At 36.2% G+C, this 17,699-nt stretch carries 15 protein-coding genes; 11 read left to right on the forward strand and 4 right to left on the reverse strand.

The genetic code is table 11. The annotated features are described in order from the left end of the window. Positions 1 to 66: 66 nt before the first annotated feature. Positions 67 to 837: a triose-phosphate isomerase gene (tpiA, locus tag A6A10_RS09450; protein WP_121123694.1), complete on the reverse strand. Its 771-nt coding sequence runs from the start codon at positions 835 to 837 to the stop codon at positions 67 to 69. Between the two features lie 155 nt (positions 838 to 992). On the opposite strand from tpiA, the gene A6A10_RS09455 reads away from it, so the two are divergent. From A6A10_RS09455 to nudF, 11 genes are all read left to right on the forward strand, one after another. After that, complete coding sequence (locus A6A10_RS09455) at positions 993 to 5,858, forward strand: S6 family peptidase (protein ID WP_121123696.1); 4,866 nt, start codon at positions 993 to 995, stop codon at positions 5,856 to 5,858. A 51-nt stretch (positions 5,859 to 5,909) separates the two neighbouring features. Then, a complete protein-coding gene (truD, locus tag A6A10_RS09460; protein WP_121123698.1) occupies positions 5,910 to 6,923 on the forward strand; it encodes a tRNA pseudouridine(13) synthase TruD in 1,014 nt (337 codons plus the stop codon). Positions 6,924 to 6,939: 16 nt separating this feature from the next. Then, positions 6,940 to 7,704 (forward strand): 5'/3'-nucleotidase SurE, encoded by a 765-nt coding sequence (surE, locus tag A6A10_RS09465; protein ID WP_121123700.1) that lies wholly within the window; start codon positions 6,940 to 6,942, stop codon positions 7,702 to 7,704. Beyond that, complete coding sequence (locus tag A6A10_RS09470) at positions 7,705 to 8,289, forward strand: YqaA family protein (RefSeq protein WP_121123702.1); 585 nt, start codon at positions 7,705 to 7,707, stop codon at positions 8,287 to 8,289. A 14-nt stretch (positions 8,290 to 8,303) separates the two neighbouring features. After that, a complete protein-coding gene (locus tag A6A10_RS09475; protein WP_121123704.1) occupies positions 8,304 to 8,834 on the forward strand; it encodes a LysM peptidoglycan-binding domain-containing protein in 531 nt (176 codons plus the stop codon). A 63-nt stretch (positions 8,835 to 8,897) separates the two neighbouring features. Next, entirely contained in the window at positions 8,898 to 10,115 is a 1,218-nt protein-coding gene (nlpD, locus tag A6A10_RS09480; RefSeq protein WP_121123705.1) for a murein hydrolase activator NlpD, read from the forward strand. Positions 10,116 to 10,238: 123 nt separating this feature from the next. Beyond that, positions 10,239 to 11,462: a tetratricopeptide repeat protein gene (locus A6A10_RS09485; protein ID WP_121123706.1), complete on the forward strand. Its 1,224-nt coding sequence runs from the start codon at positions 10,239 to 10,241 to the stop codon at positions 11,460 to 11,462. Between the two features lie 65 nt (positions 11,463 to 11,527). Beyond that, complete coding sequence (locus tag A6A10_RS09490; RefSeq protein WP_121123707.1) at positions 11,528 to 12,094, forward strand: DNA-3-methyladenine glycosylase I; 567 nt, start codon at positions 11,528 to 11,530, stop codon at positions 12,092 to 12,094. 1 nt (position 12,095) lies between these two features. After that, positions 12,096 to 12,833: a 4'-phosphopantetheinyl transferase family protein gene (locus A6A10_RS09495; protein WP_418789106.1), complete on the forward strand. Its 738-nt coding sequence runs from the start codon at positions 12,096 to 12,098 to the stop codon at positions 12,831 to 12,833. Between the two features lie 2 nt (positions 12,834 to 12,835). Beyond that, entirely contained in the window at positions 12,836 to 13,255 is a 420-nt protein-coding gene (psiE, locus tag A6A10_RS09500; protein ID WP_121123709.1) for a phosphate-starvation-inducible protein PsiE, read from the forward strand. Positions 13,256 to 13,267: 12 nt separating this feature from the next. Beyond that, a complete protein-coding gene (nudF, locus tag A6A10_RS09505; protein ID WP_121123711.1) occupies positions 13,268 to 13,891 on the forward strand; it encodes an ADP-ribose diphosphatase in 624 nt (207 codons plus the stop codon). Positions 13,892 to 13,985: 94 nt separating this feature from the next. Here the strand turns inward: nudF and A6A10_RS09510 are convergent, their stop codons facing one another. From A6A10_RS09510 to ccmI, 3 genes are all read right to left on the reverse strand, one after another. Further along, on the reverse strand, positions 13,986 to 14,801 hold the full coding sequence (locus tag A6A10_RS09510; protein WP_121123713.1) for a shikimate 5-dehydrogenase: 816 nt from the start codon (positions 14,799 to 14,801) through the stop codon (positions 13,986 to 13,988). Positions 14,802 to 14,865: 64 nt separating this feature from the next. Continuing rightward, positions 14,866 to 16,728: an SLC13 family permease gene (locus A6A10_RS09515; RefSeq protein ID WP_121123715.1), complete on the reverse strand. Its 1,863-nt coding sequence runs from the start codon at positions 16,726 to 16,728 to the stop codon at positions 14,866 to 14,868. Between the two features lie 68 nt (positions 16,729 to 16,796). Further along, the gene (gene ccmI, locus A6A10_RS09520; RefSeq protein ID WP_121123717.1) at positions 16,797 to 17,699 is read right to left on the reverse strand and encodes a c-type cytochrome biogenesis protein CcmI; all 903 of its coding nucleotides are present in this window, start codon (positions 17,697 to 17,699) and stop codon (positions 16,797 to 16,799) included.

Genomic DNA, 17,699 nt, shown 5'->3' on the forward strand with positions numbered 1-17,699 from the left:
CACCAGTACAAGCGGTTAGTTTATTACAAAATTTTGTAAAAATCTAACCGCTTACGGATAAAATAATTAAGCTTTTGCTTTTTCCGCTGCTTTCACTATTACCGCAAATGCAGGTGCTTTTAATGATGCGCCACCTACTAATGCACCATCAATATCTGGTTGAGTAAATAATTCTGCTGCATTTGCATCATTTACAGAACCACCGTATTGAATGATTACTTGATCAGCAACCGCTTGTGATTTCTTAGCAATGTGTCCACGAATAAACGCATGAACAGCTTGTGCTTGAGCTGGAGTTGCAGATTTACCTGTACCAATTGCCCATACTGGCTCATAAGCAATGACTGCGCCATTAAATGCTTCTGCACCTAATGTGTCTAATACTGCATCTAATTGTCTTGAAACTACTGCTTCTGTTTGACCTGCTTCATTTTCAGATTCAGTTTCACCGATACATAATACTGGTACTAAACCCGCTGTTTTTAATGCTGCGAATTTTTTCGCAATAAATTCATCGCTTTCTTTATGATAAGTACGACGTTCTGAGTGACCGATAATGATATATTTTGCACCAAAATCTTTTAACATTTCAGTTGAAATATCACCAGTAAATGCACCACTTACATTTAAATCTACATTTTGTGAGCCTAATGCAATCACATCTTGACCAGCTAATGCCACTTCTGCTTCTGCTAAATACATAACAGGTGGTGCAATTGCAACTCCGCAACCTTTAACATCTGCAAGTTCTTTTTTTAAACCTTCAATTAATTCTTTAGTAAATGCTTTGTTACCATTTAATTTCCAGTTTCCCATAACTAAAGGACGACGTGCCATTTTCATTTCTCCTAATAATAATTAATTAAATCTGTGTAAAAGTATATCATTATTCTAAATACTCTTTGAAAAATTTTAGATAAAACTTTATCCTTATCAACTTTTTAACGCCTAAATCCCCGCCGGCGAAAATTAAGCCTTATAAGAGTCCAACTATGTCACATAAAAAGTTTAAAATTAAGTTATTAGTTGTGGTGATTACTACATCTTTATCTAATCTTTCTCTATCATCTATTGTTAGAAATGATGTTAATTACCAATATTTTAGAGATTTTGCTGAAAATAAAGGAAAGTTTTATGTTGGAGCAAGCAATGTACCAATTTATGATTTGAGTGATCAACCAATCGGAATAATGCTAAAAAATATTCCAATGATCGATTTTAGTTCAACAGAACGTCTTCATGGTATTGCAACAGCAATTAATCCTCAATATGTTGTTAGCGTTGCTCATAATAATCCTCTTGGTTGGTATAACTCACTTCAATTTGGTGGTCAAGGATTCCATCCTGATACTCAAGATTACGATTATCGGCTTGTAAATAGAAATAACTATCCAACCCCTGATCCCAAAAATAATCTCAATTGGGACTATCAATTGCCTCGTTTAAATAAATTAATTACAGAGGCTGTACCTTCAACCCAAATATCTGATGGATTGAATAATGCAACTTATTTGGATAGCGAGCGATTTGTTTCCTTTATACGTGTAGGTTCTGGCTTACAAAAAGTGATTAATCGACAAAATGAACGAGAATGGAAAAGAGATGCGTATAACTATCTGACTGGAGGAGCTCCATTAAAACAAGGCGGTAGAGTAAGAGGATGGTCATATTCTGGTGGTAATGTATTTGATAGTCCTTATGGGCCATTAATTACTTATGGCTTGCCTGGCGACAGCGGATCGCCTATTTGGGTCTATGATAAACAGGAAAATAAATGGCTTTTACATAGCGTTTTACAAGCCTATAGAACGGAAACTAGTATGGCTAACAATGGAGCTCTTATTAGAAAAGATTGGAATGATGCTATTATTCAAAATAATTTCTCCGAAGATATTAATAATGATTCTACAGCGCCATTAATTTGGAAATTAACAGACATTGATGGAAAAAGTATCATTACTGATAATCAAGACACAATACACTCTGTTGATATATATAATCCATCTTTGCAAGAACCTCAGAATGCTCGCCCAATTATTCCTGCAATAGATCATGGTAAAAGTGTTCGTTTTACGGGCAATGAAGGAAAATTAACTTTAGTTGAAAATATAAATCAAGGGGCTGGAGCATTATATTTTAATGCGAATTTTACTGTGCAAGGGCAAGATAATACAACTACATGGCTAGGCGCAGGAATTTCGGTTACTGAAGGTAAGATAGTCAATTGGAAAGTTAAGAATCCGAAAAATGATCGCCTCTCTAAGATTGGAAAAGGTACACTACATATCAACGGAATAGGAGAAAACCTCGGTAATATTAGTATTGGAGATGGAACAGTTATTCTAGATCAAGGCGCGGATCCACAAGGGAAAAAACAGGCATTTAATCAGCTAGGAATTGTAAGCGGTCGCCCAACTGTAATACTAAATAGTGCAGATCAAATCGATCCTAACCAGATTTACTTTGGATTTCGTGGCGGAAAATTGGATATCAATGGTAATGAACTTACATTCAACCATATAAAAAATGTAGATGAGGGTGCTATTATTGTTAACCATAATAGTACACAATCTGCCACAATTAATATTGTAGGCAATGACCCGATTTCTAAACAAGATCTTAATATTGGTGATCGAGAATATGCTAATAAAGATCTTTATATCAAAAATGGTCATTTATATTTTTTACCCACTAAAGATCGCTCTTCGCGCCATCCTTATTTTCCAAATAATAAACAAAGTAATGAGTATTGGGAATATCTAGGAGAAGATGCGGAAAAGGCGAAAGAAATCGCAGTTGAAAGAAAAAATAAACAGCTCTTACTTTCTGGATTTAATGGATATTTTGGCGAAAGAGATCCACATTTACATAATGGTAAATTAAATATTAATTTCCAACCTAAATCAGACGATCACTTATTATTGATATCAGGCGGCACAGAATTAAACGGAAATTTAAGTCTGGATAAGGGTAAAGTTATTCTTTCAGGCAGACCGACACCACATGCTTATGATCATCTTCATTATAAAGAAGTTGTTATTGCTGATGATTGGATAAACCGCTCTTTTAATGCAACAAACATGATTGTATCTAATAATGCCACATTACATATTAGTCGTAATGTTTCAGCAGTAAATTCAGATTTTCAAGCAAATAATAATGCCACTTTAAATCTTGGCTTTATTCAAGGCACAACACCTGAATGTATCAGAACCGATCATTCTGGCATAATCAATTGCAATACGAATCCTTTAGCTGAAAATGTATTAGGATCTATTCCTACTACTCAAATACAGGGCAATATCATTTTATCTGATAATGCTAATTTAAATCTTGGGAAAAGCATACTAACAGGAAGTGTTGCAGGGAAAAGTACCACAAAAACAACTTTGAATAGGGAGAGTAAATGGATACTTACCCAAGATAGCACAGTCGGCGAATTAAATTTATCTTCAGGATCAGAAATTCAATTAAATGATCTCGCATCTACAGCAAGTACTGAAAAATATAATACGTTAAGTATAGATAAGCTTACCGGTAATGGATTTTTTAGATATACCACAAATTTAAATAAAGCGTTAGGCGACAAAGTTATCATTCACAGTAAAGCAGAAGGAGAGCATAAATTATTTGTTCAAGACTCTGGTTTAGAACCTAAAACTGATGAATTAACATTATTTACAGTCAATAACTTTGCACAAAATGCATTGAATTTAAGTGTATCCTTGGCGAATCCTAATAAAGTTGTCGATTTAGGCACCTATCGCTATCAATTAAAACGAAAAAATGATGATTATGTATTATCCATTGCTCATAAAAATGGCATATCCGTCAGTACAGAAAAACCTAAAGCACCACCGTTAGTACATACAAATGGCGAAGGCGTGACAGCAGAAGATAATCCTGAAATCTATTTTAAAAATGGTAAAGGAGTGACAGCGGAAGACAAACCTGAAATCTATTTTAAAAATGGTGAGGGTGTGATTGTAAAAGATAAGCCAGAAATTTATTTTAAAAATGGTGAAGGAGTGACAGCGGAAGACAAACCAGAAATCTATTTTAAAAATGGTGAGGTTGTGAATGTGGAAGATAAGCCTGAAATCTATTTTAAAAATGGTGAGGGTGTGACAGCAGAAGATAAGCCTGAAATCTATTTTAAAAATGGTGAGGGTGTGATTGTAAAAGATAAGCCTGAAATCTATTTTAAAAATGGTGAAAGCGTGACAGCAGAAGATAAGCCTGAAATCTATTTTAAAAATGGCGAAGGCGTGACTGCGGAAGATAAGCCTGAAATCTATTTTAAAAATGGTGAGGGCATGACAGCGGAAGATAAGCCTGAAATCTATTTTAAAAATGGCGAAGGCGTGACTGCGGAAGATAAGCCTGAAATCTATTTTAAAAATGGTGAGGGTGTGACTGTAGAAGATAAGCCTGAAATCTATTTTAAAAATGGCGAAGGCGTGAATGCGGAAGATAAGCCTGAAATCTATTTTAAAAATGGCGAAGGTGTGAATGCGGAAGATAAGCCTGAAATCTATTTTAAAAATGGTGAGGGAGTGAATGCGGAAGATAAACCTGAAATCTATTTTAAAAATGGTGAGGGAGTGAATGCGGAAGATAAACCTGAAATCTATTTTAAAAATGGTGAGAGCGTGACTGCTGAAGATAAGCCAGAAGTGTATTTTAAAAATGGTGAAGGTGTGACTGCGGAAGATAAGCCTGAAATCTATTTTAAAAATGGTGAGGGAGTGAATGCGGAAGATAAACCTGAAATCTATTTTAAAAATGGTGAGGGTGTGAATGCGGAAGATAAACCTGAAATCTATTTTAAAAATGGTGAGAGCGTGACTGCTGAAGATAAGCCAGAAGTGTATTTTAAAAATGGTGAGGGAGTGACTGCGGAAGATAAACCTGAAGCGGATTTCAAAAGTCTAAATCTTACGACTGAAGATAAGATCGGAACAATTGATAATAATTCGACCCAAGCTGAAATGATTAGTCGTTACGCTAATACTGCGTTATCAGAGTTATCATCTCAAATGAATACATTGTTAATCACAAATGGCACAATTGAGAAAGAAATTATTGATAACGACACGGATAATTTACGTGTTTGGAGTAATATTCAACATGCCGAAATGCATAATTCATCTGATTATTATCGAGAATATCAACAATCGAATTTGTTAACACAAGTTGGAGTCGAAAAAGCGGTTCATCATAATGTGCTAGTGGGTGGAGTATTATCTCATTCCCATTCATCTAACACATTTGATGATAATATTTCTGGAAAAGGAAAACTTCTTCAATTCAATCTTTATGCTAAAAAAATATGGGAAAATAGATTTTTCTCTAGCCTAGATATGAGTTATGGAAAAACACACAATCGTATCAACACTCAAGATCAGATTAAATTTAATCGAGATATTATCAGTGTTGGCTGGCTTTTAGGTAAATCTTGGCTATTTGATGATATTGAAATTAAACCTTCAATGGGCATACGCTACTACCATCTTAGTGATTCAAATTATGAATTGGCTGGGGCTAAAATTGCCATTAAGCCTGTAGATGTTGTAACTTATCAATTAGGACTTGGCATCAATAAAACATTTAATTTTAATAAATTAACCATTATTCCTGAATTTCAGCTGAATTTTGTTGATACGTTAGATAAAAATATCAATTTAACCGTCAATAATATTCGCTTAAACCAAAAAATTGGACGATATTTTGAAAACCAACTTGGCGTCACTGCAAAATATCATCAATGGGGCATTAATGTGCATGCCAGTTTGTTAAATGGTAATGAAATCCGAAAACAGCACGTTGTCGGCTTAAAATTAAGTTATAATTGGTAAAATTGACTACATAAAAAGCACTTGTAGAGTGCTTTTTTTAATGAGAAAAGAATGGATAAATTAGCATATTTATTAGGGAAACCTGAACAAACCGGGAAATTAAAAGCAGAATTTTCAGATTTTATTGTTAAAGAAGAATTAGGTTATCCTTTAACAGGAGAGGGGGAATTTGTTGCGGTTAAAATTCGTAAAACCAACGCAAACACACTCTTTGTAGGTGAAAAATTAGCAGAATTTGTCGGCATTTCTGCAAAAAATATGAGTTATGCTGGGCTTAAAGATCGTCATGCTGTGACTGAACAATGGTTTTGTTTGCATTTAGCAGGTAAAGAAACGCCTAATTTTGATAAATTCCAATTAGAAGGAGTTGAAGTTGTTGAGGTGACTCGCCACAATCGCAAAATCAGAGTAGGCAGTTTATTAGGTAATCATTTTGAGATATTACTAAGAGATGTAAAACAAACGGATGATATGACCACTCGTTTAACGCAATTACAAGCGGTGGGATTCCCTAATTATTTTACTGAACAACGCTTTGGACGAGATGGTAACAATCTAACCCAAGCTCAACGATGGGCAAGCGGTGAGATTAAAGTCAAAGATCGCAAAAAACGCGGTTTTTATCTCTCTGCCGCACGAAGCGAAATATTTAATCGAGTGGTCTCTGAGCGTATTTCCGCAGAACTGATCAATCAAGTCACTGAACACGATATTATGCAGTTAGCGGGAACAAATAGTTGGTTTGTTGCCCAAAATGAAGAATTATCTGATCTCAACAAGCGGTTAGATTCTGGAGATATTTTACTTACTGCACCATTAGTTGGGGAAGATACATCGACTCAAGTGGTATCTTATTTAGAACAGAAAATCATTGCTGAACAGCAATTATTATTGAATTTAATGGCTCAAGAGCGGACTAATGCTACGCGTCGATCTATGCTTTGTAAGCCTCAAAATTTAACATGGCAATTTGAACAAGAAGGGTTACGTTTACATTTCTTTTTAACTTCGGGAAGCTATGCAACGGCGTTAGTCAGAGAATTAATCCAATTAGAAGAACAATAATTTTTAAGGACAAAAAATGAATATTTTATTAAGTAACGATGATGGCATTCATGCCACAGGCATTCAAGTTTTAGCAAAAACATTACGTGATGCAGGTCACAGCGTGACTATTGTCGCACCAGATAGAAATAGAAGTGCGGCATCGAGCTGTCTTACCTTAGTGGAGCCGTTACGAGCTCATAAGTTTGAGAATGGTGATTATGCCATCATTGCAGGTACACCTGCCGATTGCGTACATTTAGCATTAAATGGCTTATTAGACACTAAATTTGATTTAGTTGTATCGGGTATCAATCATGGCTCTAATTTAGGCGATGACGTAATCTATTCAGGTACAGTTGCAGCCGCATTAGAAGGTCGCCACTTACCTCTGCCATCTATTGCTGTTTCTTTAACAGGGAAACACGGTTCAAACTTCCTTTCAGGAGAAAGTCATTTTGATACTGCAGCTAAAATAGTTTTAGACCTATTACCTAAACTCAATGCTGGCTGTGTTGCAACAAATCAAGTACTAAATATTAATGTCCCTAATTTACCTTATGATCAATTACAAGGATTACTCAGTACTCGTTTAGGAGAACGCTCAGCTGCTGCAGAAATTATAAAAGAACAAGATCCGAGAGGTGCAAGCATCTATTGGATTGGTGCAAGTGGTAAGCCTATTGATGAAAAAGAAGGGACAGACTTTTATGCAATAAACCATAATTATGTTTCTATTACTCCGATTCATGCTGATATGACTGCTCATCAATCTATTGAAACACTGAAAGGTATTCTATAAATGCAGATCTTTGGTCCAATTTATGACAAAACAATGAGATGGTCTAAGCATAAATTTGCGACATATTGGCTAATGTTAGTAAGTTTCATTGAGGCTATATTTTTTCCTATCCCACCCGACGTGATGTTAATCCCGATGTCGATGAGTAAACCTAAAATGGCGGTTCGTTATGCGGTGTATACAACTATTGCTTCCGCAATCGGCGGTATAATTGGCTACACATTGGGATACTTTGCATTTGATTGGATCAAAGGTTTTATTGTAGATTGGGGAATGCAAGCTAATTTTGACCGTATGGTAGTGTGGTTTGAAACTTGGGGAATTGCCGTAATTTTTTTAGCGGGATTTTCTCCTATTCCCTATAAAATATTTACAATCTGTGCAGGTGTAATGCAAATGGCATTTTTCCCTTTTGTGATTACGTCTGCAATTTCTCGTTTTGCTCGGTTCATTATTGTGGCAAAATTATCTGCATGGGGCGGAGAAAAATACGCTGAGAAAATTCACCGTTCTATTGAAGTCATTGGTTGGGGAAGTGTGGTTCTTGCTGCAATTGCCTATATGCTTTACACATTCTTAAAATAAAAGGAATCTCTAATATGAAAAAATCTTTTTTACTACTTCCTATTGTTTCAATGGTGCTTGTTGCTTGTACTACAAATTCTAGCTCAGAATCATCTTCTGCAGAAGTCACTGACGCAAACATACCAGCATGGCAAACGGAAGTTCAACCTACAGAAATGCCAAGCAGTATGAATCAACCAGTCTATACTCCACAACCTTATTCTCAAAATCAAACTGTTCCGCAACCGAGTTATGGATACGACCAACCATCGGCACCGGCCCCACAACAAAGTTACGGTAACCAAACGACAACACCAACAAACTATTCATATAACCAAACAGAATCTATTGGTAATTGCCAAGTCTCAAGAGATGCAAATAATGCCCCAATTTATTCTCAAATCACAAAAGGTTGTTACACTGGAAGTACTTATACTGTAGGAAAAAGTGATACGCTATTCTTAATTTCATATCTTGCAGGTAAAACACCTAATGAAATTGCAATTTTGAACAATCTTACTCAACCTTACCAATTGAGAGTAGGGCAGGTACTTCGTTTACAATAATTAAAGTAGAAGAAAATGGAAGTAGAAATAACTCTACTTTCATTTTTCACTAAAGGAAATTCTATGCAAAAATTTTTATTCGTGCCTCTTACAGCGCTAATTTTAGCCGCATGTAGTTCTAATCCACCAGCACCTGTTATTGATGCAAATGGCACGCTAAATTCTGGACCGATGAGAACTGTACCAGATGCCAATTCTGGCTGGCAAACTGATGTACAAAATACACCAATGCCAAGCTCAATGACTCAAACTTATCCAGTACCTGCGCCGCAACCAACTTATCAGGCACCACCTCAACCACTCTCAACAAGTCAGCCAATGAGTGTACCTCAGCCTATACCGACGACACCAGTTGCTATACCACAACCAGTATCAACACAACCAATGGCTACAACTAAGCCAGCAGTATCACAAGATTTCACAATCCCTCGTGATGAAAAAAATGCGCCAATCTATAGTCAAATCGATAAAGGATTTTATAACGGTGATACTTATACGGTAAGAAAAGGTGATACGATTTTCCTCGTAGCATACATTGCAGGTAAGGATGTAAAAGAAGTCGCCGCACTTAATAATATTCAAGAACCTTATCCATTACAGATAGGACAAGTACTTAAACTGGGTAATTCAACCCCTGTATCTGGACCAACAGCCCCTGTTACTCAAACAGCACAAAAAGTTCCTCAACCTGCTGTTGTTGAACCTGTGCAACCACAAGTCACCTACACTCAAGCACCTAATGGTACAGCGTATGGTTCAGATGGTACAGTAACGGGACCGATTAAGGCCGGTACCGCTTCTTCTAGACCACCTGTTAACAATACACCAACAATTACTGCAACTACAGCTACTGTTCCAGCAAGTACAGCATCCACAACAAAAGATACAAATACACCGGCTCCATCTTCCTCAATTAGATGGCAGTGGCCAACTCAAGGACGCATCATTTCTGGATTTTCTTCAGCTGAAGGTGGTAATAAAGGTATTGATATTGCAGGGACAAAAGGTCAAGCAGTTAAAGCAGCTGCGGCAGGTAAAGTAGTTTATGCAGGCAATGCCTTACAGGGTTATGGTAACTTAATTATTATTAAGCATAATGATAATTTCTTAAGTGCATATGCCCATAATGATAGTATCAAAGTTGATGAACAAGATAATGTAAAAGCGGGTGAAACCATTGCTACTCTTGGTAACACTGGTACAAATACCAACAAATTACATTTCGAAATTCGTTATCTTGGTAAATCTGTTGATCCAACACGTTACTTACCAAAACGTTAATGCTGAATTGATTTGGTAAAATAACCATATAATCTAACCGCTTGTAGTAATCACAAGCGGTTATTTTGTATAAAAGTTATTATAAAATAACCAAAATTTATTCTTCTTTATTAAGGAATTGCCATGATTTTCAAAAAATATGTGTTAGGAATAATACATTTATTAGGCTTTACTACTTCGATAATGGCTACAGAACTTGAAGATACTCTTAAACTTGCAGAGCAAGGAAATGCAGAAGCTCAATTGGCTCTTGGAAATAGTTATTATTGGGGTGAAGGTATAAAAAAAGATCATGTAAAAGCTTTTGAATGGTACCAAAAAGCTGCTAAGCAAGAGCTTAAAGAGGCTCAATTCAATCTTGGAGTAATGTATGACAAAGGAGAGGGTGTTAAACAAGATAAGAAAAAAGCATTCGAGTTCTATCAAAAAGCAGCTAAACAAGGATACATAACAGCTTATTTCAATCTTGGAGTAATGTATGACAAAGGAGAGAGTGTTGCACAAGATAAGAAAAAAGCGGCAGAATGGTATAAAAAAGCCGCAGAGCAGGGATATGTAGATGCTCAATACAATCTTGGTTGGATGTATGACAATGGTGAGGGGATCGAACAGGATAAGGAAAAAGCATTTAATTGGTACAAAAAAGCGGCTGAACAAGGAGATTTAAAGTCTCAATTTACACTTGGGTTAAAATACGATGACGGAGAGGGTGTCATACAAAATAAGGAAAAAGCAGCTGAATGGTATCAAAAAGCTGCAGAGCAAGGATATGTAGATGCTCAATATAATCTTGGCTGGATGTATGATGATGGGGAAGGAGTTGAACAGGATAAGAAAAAAGCAGCCGAATGGTACGAAAAAGCTGCAGAGCAAGGATATGCGCATGCTCAACTTAATCTTGCGGTAATATATGATAGAGGCGAAGGTATAAAACAGGATAAAGAAAAAGCATTCAACTGGTACCATAAAGTTGCTGAACAAGGAGATGTCAATGCTCAACGTAAGATTGGAATAATGTATTCTAGTGGAGAAGGAGTTAAGCAGAATAAGAAAAAAGCGGCAGAGTGGTATCAAAAAGCGGCTGAACAAGGAGATGTTGATGCTCAATTCAGGCTTGGTACAATGTATCAAGTTGGAGATGGAATAAAGCAAAATAAGAAAAAAGCACTCGAATGGTATCAAAAAGCCGCTGATCAGAATCTTAAAGAAGCTCAATTTATAATTGGAGTAACATATTACATTGGAGAGGATATCAAGCAAAATACCCAAAAGGGTAAAGAATATATTTCTCTCGCTTGCCAAAATGGATTGGTACAGGCTTGTGATATGATGGAAAAATTAAAATAATAATTCAATAATCTAGCCGCTTGTAACAATCACAAGCGGTTATTTTGTATAAGGAATTTGTAAAAATGCAGACTCGTTGCCAGTGGGTATCATCTCAACCCATTTATATAGATTATCACGATCATGAATGGGGAAAACCAGAATATGATAGTCAAAAGCTGTTTGAAAAACTGTGTTTAGAAGGACAACAAGCAGGGCTATCTTGGATCACTGTGTTACAAAAACGAGAAAATTATCGCCAAGCATTTCATGAGTTTGATCCCGCAAAAATTGTGATGATGACAGATTCAGATATAGATAATCTAATGGAAAATAAAGGTTTAATACGCCACCGCTTAAAACTCAATGCCATAATAAAAAATGCGAAAGCCTATTTAACCATGCAACAAAACGGCGAAGATTTTAGCCAATTTATTTGGTCTTTTGTTGACCATAACCCCATAATTAATGATGTGCCTGATGCGACTACAGTTCCAACCAAAACTGCTATTTCATCAGCAATGTCTAAGGCACTAAAAAAACGAGGTTTTGTGTTTGTTGGCGAGACGATTTGTTATGCATTTATGCAATCGATGGGATTAGTTGATGATCATCTTAATGATTGTTTCTGTAAGACACAAATCAATAGGTAAAATAATGAATAAAACTGACCGCTTGGAGATTATATTTGCTCATTATGATGAGCCTGTTCCTGATGAATTTTTGAATTATGCAAAACCGATTCAGCCCAATCCATCAGAAAAGCAGATAAAGAAATGGAAAAGTCGTCGAGTGGCTCATTTCATTTTGTATCAATTATTTAAAAAATATCAGTTGGATACAAAATTGTTAGATCAAATCCATCGTACACCAAGTGATCGCCCTTATATTTTACATCCTCAGATTGATTTCAATATTAGCCATTCAGGTGATTGGGTGGCGGTGATTTTCCGTTACGCTACGCCACAAAAAGTAGTAGGCATTGATATTGAACATCCGCAAAAAATTAGACGTTATAATGAGTTATTGCATTACTATGCATCACAGCAAGAGATAGATGAAATTCATACCCCAACCATTTTGTCTCAGTTAACAGACCTTACCGATCGTTTTTATTTGAGTTGGTGCTTAAGGGAGGCAATCCTTAAATCACAAGGGGTAGGAATTGTGAAATTATCTGAAGTAAAACATTCACTTAGCCAACAAAAAATTGCATCTCAACATTGCCCTAAAGGGTATTTATATTTTTATCATCAGTTGCCTTTTTACTTGGCTTATTTCATTGAACAGTCAGAAACTATGTTATCATTACCCGAGATATTTCAATGGAAAGATGGCTCATTCCATCCAATAACTATAATTACCCCTATCACTTATCAAGTAAATCATTAATTATGTCAAAATTAAATTTAGAAGGTAGGCATTCAATCTTTGGAAAACTAGTTTCTGAAGGGTTTCAGTGGCTATTAAATATTTCCTTATTGGTCGTTGGTCTTCTTCTTGCTTATGCCTTATTTTATGAAGCTTATTCATTAATAGAAATATTGATTAATCCTAATGAGAAATTTCAAATTGTTGAAAAAATCGTGATTTTCTTCCTCTATTTTGAATTTCTTGCACTTATCGTGCAATATTTTAAGTATAACTACCATTTTCCGTTACGCTATTTTTTGTATATCGGTATTACGGCAATGGTGCGTCTAATTATTGTCGATCACTCTAGTGCGATTAATACGCTATTATTTGCTGTCGCAATTTTAGTGATGATTATCGCACTCTATGTTGTGCATACCGATCGCTTACACAAAAGCTAAAGAGAGGTTAATATGAGTAAAATTCATCAATTTTCCCAAAAAGATTTAGAGATCATTCGTGAAGAAGTCGTTTATAAAGGGCATTTTGAACTTAAAAAAATATTTTTCCGCCATAAATTATTTTCTGGCGGCATGAGTGGTGAAGTACTTCGAGAGCTGATGATTAAAGGGGCTGCCTCGGCAGTCATTGCTTATGATCCCGTTAAAGATAATGTCATCTTAGTCGAGCAAGTACGCATTGGCGCTTATGATCCTAACAGTTCAAATTCACCGTGGTTGGTTGAATTAATTGCGGGTATGATTGATACCGATGAATCTCCAGAAGAAGTGGCGATTCGTGAGAGTAAAGAAGAAGCAGGAATCACTATCAGCAATCTAGAACACGCAGTCAGTATTTGGGATAGCCCCGGTGGTGCAGTTGAGCGTTTGCATCTTTTCCTTGGCTTAGTCGATAGCACTGAAGTGGGTGGTATTCACGGTTTAAAAGAAGAAAACGAGGATATTTTAGTCCACGTTGTCAGCCGTGAACAAGCGTATCAATGGGTGGAAGAAGGTAAAATTGATAATGTGATTGCAGTAGTTGGTCTCCAATGGTTACAACTGCATTATCATAAATATATCCAGAAAAAAGGCTAAAACAAGCGGTGAGATCTACCGATAAAAATGCAAAAAGGGTGTTTTTGGGGATCAGTTCAGAAACACCTTTTTTTGTATTATTTACATTACCCAATTAACTATTTTGTCGAGCAAAACTTGCTGCCTCAGCAATTAATTCATCACTTGGGCGAACGCTAGTATAAAGCTCAAATTGCTCAACCGCTTGTAGTACGATAACTTCCGCACCAGACACCGTTTGTTTTCCTTGTGATTGTGCATAGTTGATTAATGGTGTTTCAGCAGGTAATGCCACTACATCAAATATCACGTTAGCTTGTTGAATCAATGTTTCAGGAAATGATAGTTTGTCTGATTCAACCCCTCCCGCCATACCAATAGGTGTAACGTTAACAAGGATATCCGCTGGTGTATTATCTAGTGTTTCAATATATGAATAGCCATATAAATTTGCTAGATATTGCCCCGTCTGTTTATTGCGAGCATATACGTTAAGATTCTCAAATCCCGCATATTTAAAAGCTGCGACCACTGCTTTTGCCATACCCCCACTTCCGAAAACAACAACACTAGCGGTAGGATCTAACTGATATTTTGCAATTAATTTTTCAATCGCAATATAGTCAGTATTGTAGGCTTTTAGATAGCCATCCGTATTTACAATCGTATTGACTGATTCTATTGCTTTTGCCGACTGAGATAGTTCATCTAAAAAGGGAATACAGCTTTCCTTAAACGGCATAGACACCGCACAACCTCGAATACCTAAGGCTCTCACGCCTTTTACAGCATGTTCAATATCTTGCGTAGTGAACGCTTTATAAACGAAATTTAGCCCTAATTTTGCATATAAATAGTTATGAAAGCGTGTACCAAAATTTCCCGGTCTGCCTGATAACGACATACAAAGTTGCGTATCTTTATTAATCATATTTTATCCTTTTATTCTCTTTCTACTTGTCGATATTATACAAATCTACGATTTAAGTGGCTAATTACAGCGGAAATAGCATTGGTATAAAAAAGACTGAAAATGCCATAACAAGTAAAGTAAAAGGCACACCAATTTTTACAAAATCAATAAATTTATAGCCACCAGGTGTCATTACCATGGTATTAACTGGTGATGATACTGGTGTCATAAATGCAGCGGATGCTGATACGGCAACAATCATCGCAAATGGAATAGGAGAATAATTAAGCTGATTCGCAATGGCGATAGCAATTGGCATAACTAAAATAGCCGTTGCAGTATTCGAAATAAATGCACTGACTACTGCTGTGAATACGAATAGCACAGTTAAAACAATATGCACATCCATTCCTTGCATAATATCCAATAAAGTCGAAACTAAAAGCTCAATTCCCCCTGTTTTTTGTAATGCGATCGAAAATGGCATCATCCCCACAATTAAAATTAAGCTTGGCCAGTGAATACATTCATAGGCACTCTTCATATCAATACAGCGGAATTTTCCTAACATTAAACAGCCGATTAATGCCGCGATAACATTTGGTACAATCCCCGTGATCATTAAGATCACCATGGTCAAAACAGAAAAAATAGCGTGCGGGGCTTGGCTAAGTGCAGGAGAGGCTTTCTTACTTTCCTCTGGTGTATTCAATAAAAAGAAATCACGATTCTTATTATTCATCGCAACAATATCTTTCCAGATACCAATAACCAATAAAATATCACCGAACTGCAAAGGAATATTAATAAGATTATCTTGAATGATTTCGCCATCTCGTTTAATACCAATGACAGACAGACCATAACGAGAGCGAAACTCTAATTCAACAAGAGTTTTACCAATACTTTCCGCTTCGGGTAGTAAAGAAATCTCTGCCATTCCAATCGCTTTAGCGTGATCAGAAAAATATTCACCCTTAATCTCAATTGGTTTTAATTCAAATTGTTCGCAATATTCGTCAAAATTTTCCATATCTGCATTTACATCAATGAATAAAATATCCTTTGCTTGCAATATAGTGTCGCCATAAGCGCTGATAGAGATACTGCGAAAATATTTTACACGTTTAATTGCAATAATATTTAAACCATATTCACGACGTAAATTTAATTCCTTTATCGTTTTACCAACCAATGGAGAAGATTCACTAATTACCGCCATTTTAGCTCTACCCTCTAAATGATAGGTATGAATTAACTGTGACATGGAGGCGGATTGTTGATGATCTTCCGTAATATCTTCTCCATTATCTAACCAACGGCGTGCAATCAACATATAACCCATTCCAAGAATTAATACACTGAGTCCAACAGGTGTAAAACTAAAGAAATTAAACCCTTCAAAACCTTCTTTGACTAATTCTGAGTGAGCAATTAAGTTTGGTGGCGTTGCGATGAGGGTCATCATGCCACTAATAAGACCAGCAATACTTAACGGCATCATCAGGCGACGAGGAGAAATTCTCATACTGGAACAGATGGCTAATACCACTGGGATAAAAATAGCAACGATACCTGTTGAGCTCATAAAAGAGCCTAAGCCCGCAATAGATAACATGAGCAAAATAAGCACTCGAGTTTCGCTTGAACCCGCCATTTTCATCAACCATTCACTCACTTGATAGGCTATCCCTGTTCTTACCAGCCCTTCACCAATAATAAAGAGTAAGGCAATCAACACGACATTGGGATCACTTAATCCAGCAAAGACTTCTTGTGTGGTTAAAATGCCACTTAGGCTAAAAAAAGCAATAATTAGCAATGCAACAATATCCATGCGGATTTTATTTTGCATAAATTGCCAAATTGCAAAGACTAATACAGCAATAACCCAAAATAGTGGCTGTTGTAAAAAATCTGGAAGGTAATTTGATATTAGATTCATTGCTTTTTTCCTAACAAGGTTAATGGGTGGTAATAAAAAGCCATAAAGCATAACTTTATGGCTACATATTATTCAGATGACGTTTCTAACTTTCCACTGCCTTTCTGCATAGATAAAGCAGATTGAATACTACGTTGAATTGTTTCTCGTCGGTCATCATTTTCAGGGAGTAATTTCAACATCATCTCCCACGTCATTACAGCCATTTGATAATCTTCTCGCTCAAAGGCAGAAAAGGCCAATAAACTTAATGCTTCAGTATTGGTATGATCAAGACGAATAATTTCTTTAACTATTTCTTCCCCTTTTGCTTTGTCTGTGGGATCAGCAGAAAACATTAACAACCTCGCATAACTCTCTTTATATTGGAGATTTTGTGGGGCTAATCTTACCGCTTGCGTAAAGCTGTCTAAGGCAAGTTGCCCATTTTCTAATGCCATACCGATCTGACCAAGCATGAACCACGATTTATCATCTTGAGGATTCTTTTGTAATTCAACCCGCAATGCGATAGCAAATTGATTTAACTCTTCACTGGTAAAAGGTTGTTCTTCTTCTGTTTTTAAACGTTCATAAAAATAGCCGAGCTTGTCATAGCTTTTCTCTAACATAGTGCCAGTAAACCATGATCCAACGTTAAAATAGACGGCAGAACTAATGCCACCTACGCAAAGCAATAAAGCGAAAAACCAAGCTTTTCCCAAGCTTTTTTGACTAGTGAGCACTTGCTCAGGTTGTTCGGGAATATCGTCCAATAAACTTTGTTGTAATTCTAGCGTGGTTTGTTCTGGATCATCGATCACGCCTTCTTCTGTTTCTCGTTCAACCTCTTTTAAGCGATCAAAATAAAATGCCTTATTTAATGTATTGCGTTTTTGACTATGGGTTTGAATCGAATTTTTAAACAGTGGATAGAAGGCAATTAAGCAAATAACCAATGTAATAATGCCAATAGTAATAAAAAAATCCAT

Origin of the sequence: Otariodibacter oris (genome assembly GCF_009684715.1) — a bacterium.
GTDB lineage: Bacteria > Pseudomonadota > Gammaproteobacteria > Enterobacterales > Pasteurellaceae > Otariodibacter > Otariodibacter oris.

What these genes read in the sequence shown, in the direction of transcription:
- nlpD (WP_121123705.1), top strand. Translation starts at nt 8,898, where the DNA reads ATGCAAAAATTTTTATTCGTGCCTCTTACAGCGCTAATTTTAGCCGCA.
- truD (WP_121123698.1), top strand. Translation starts at nt 5,910, where the DNA reads ATGGATAAATTAGCATATTTATTAGGGAAACCTGAACAAACCGGGAAA.
- A6A10_RS09470 (WP_121123702.1), top strand. Translation starts at nt 7,705, where the DNA reads ATGCAGATCTTTGGTCCAATTTATGACAAAACAATGAGATGGTCTAAG.
- ccmI (WP_121123717.1), bottom strand. Translation starts at nt 17,699, where the DNA reads ATGGATTTTTTTATTACTATTGGCATTATTACATTGGTTATTTGCTTA.
- tpiA (WP_121123694.1), bottom strand. Translation starts at nt 837, where the DNA reads ATGGCACGTCGTCCTTTAGTTATGGGAAACTGGAAATTAAATGGTAAC.
- A6A10_RS09490 (WP_121123707.1), top strand. Translation starts at nt 11,528, where the DNA reads ATGCAGACTCGTTGCCAGTGGGTATCATCTCAACCCATTTATATAGAT.
- nudF (WP_121123711.1), top strand. Translation starts at nt 13,268, where the DNA reads ATGAGTAAAATTCATCAATTTTCCCAAAAAGATTTAGAGATCATTCGT.
- psiE (WP_121123709.1), top strand. Translation starts at nt 12,836, where the DNA reads ATGTCAAAATTAAATTTAGAAGGTAGGCATTCAATCTTTGGAAAACTA.
- surE (WP_121123700.1), top strand. Translation starts at nt 6,940, where the DNA reads ATGAATATTTTATTAAGTAACGATGATGGCATTCATGCCACAGGCATT.
- A6A10_RS09475 (WP_121123704.1), top strand. Translation starts at nt 8,304, where the DNA reads ATGAAAAAATCTTTTTTACTACTTCCTATTGTTTCAATGGTGCTTGTT.
- A6A10_RS09485 (WP_121123706.1), top strand. Translation starts at nt 10,239, where the DNA reads ATGATTTTCAAAAAATATGTGTTAGGAATAATACATTTATTAGGCTTT.
- A6A10_RS09455 (WP_121123696.1), top strand. Translation starts at nt 993, where the DNA reads ATGTCACATAAAAAGTTTAAAATTAAGTTATTAGTTGTGGTGATTACT.
- A6A10_RS09510 (WP_121123713.1), bottom strand. Translation starts at nt 14,801, where the DNA reads ATGATTAATAAAGATACGCAACTTTGTATGTCGTTATCAGGCAGACCG.
- A6A10_RS09515 (WP_121123715.1), bottom strand. Translation starts at nt 16,728, where the DNA reads ATGAATCTAATATCAAATTACCTTCCAGATTTTTTACAACAGCCACTA.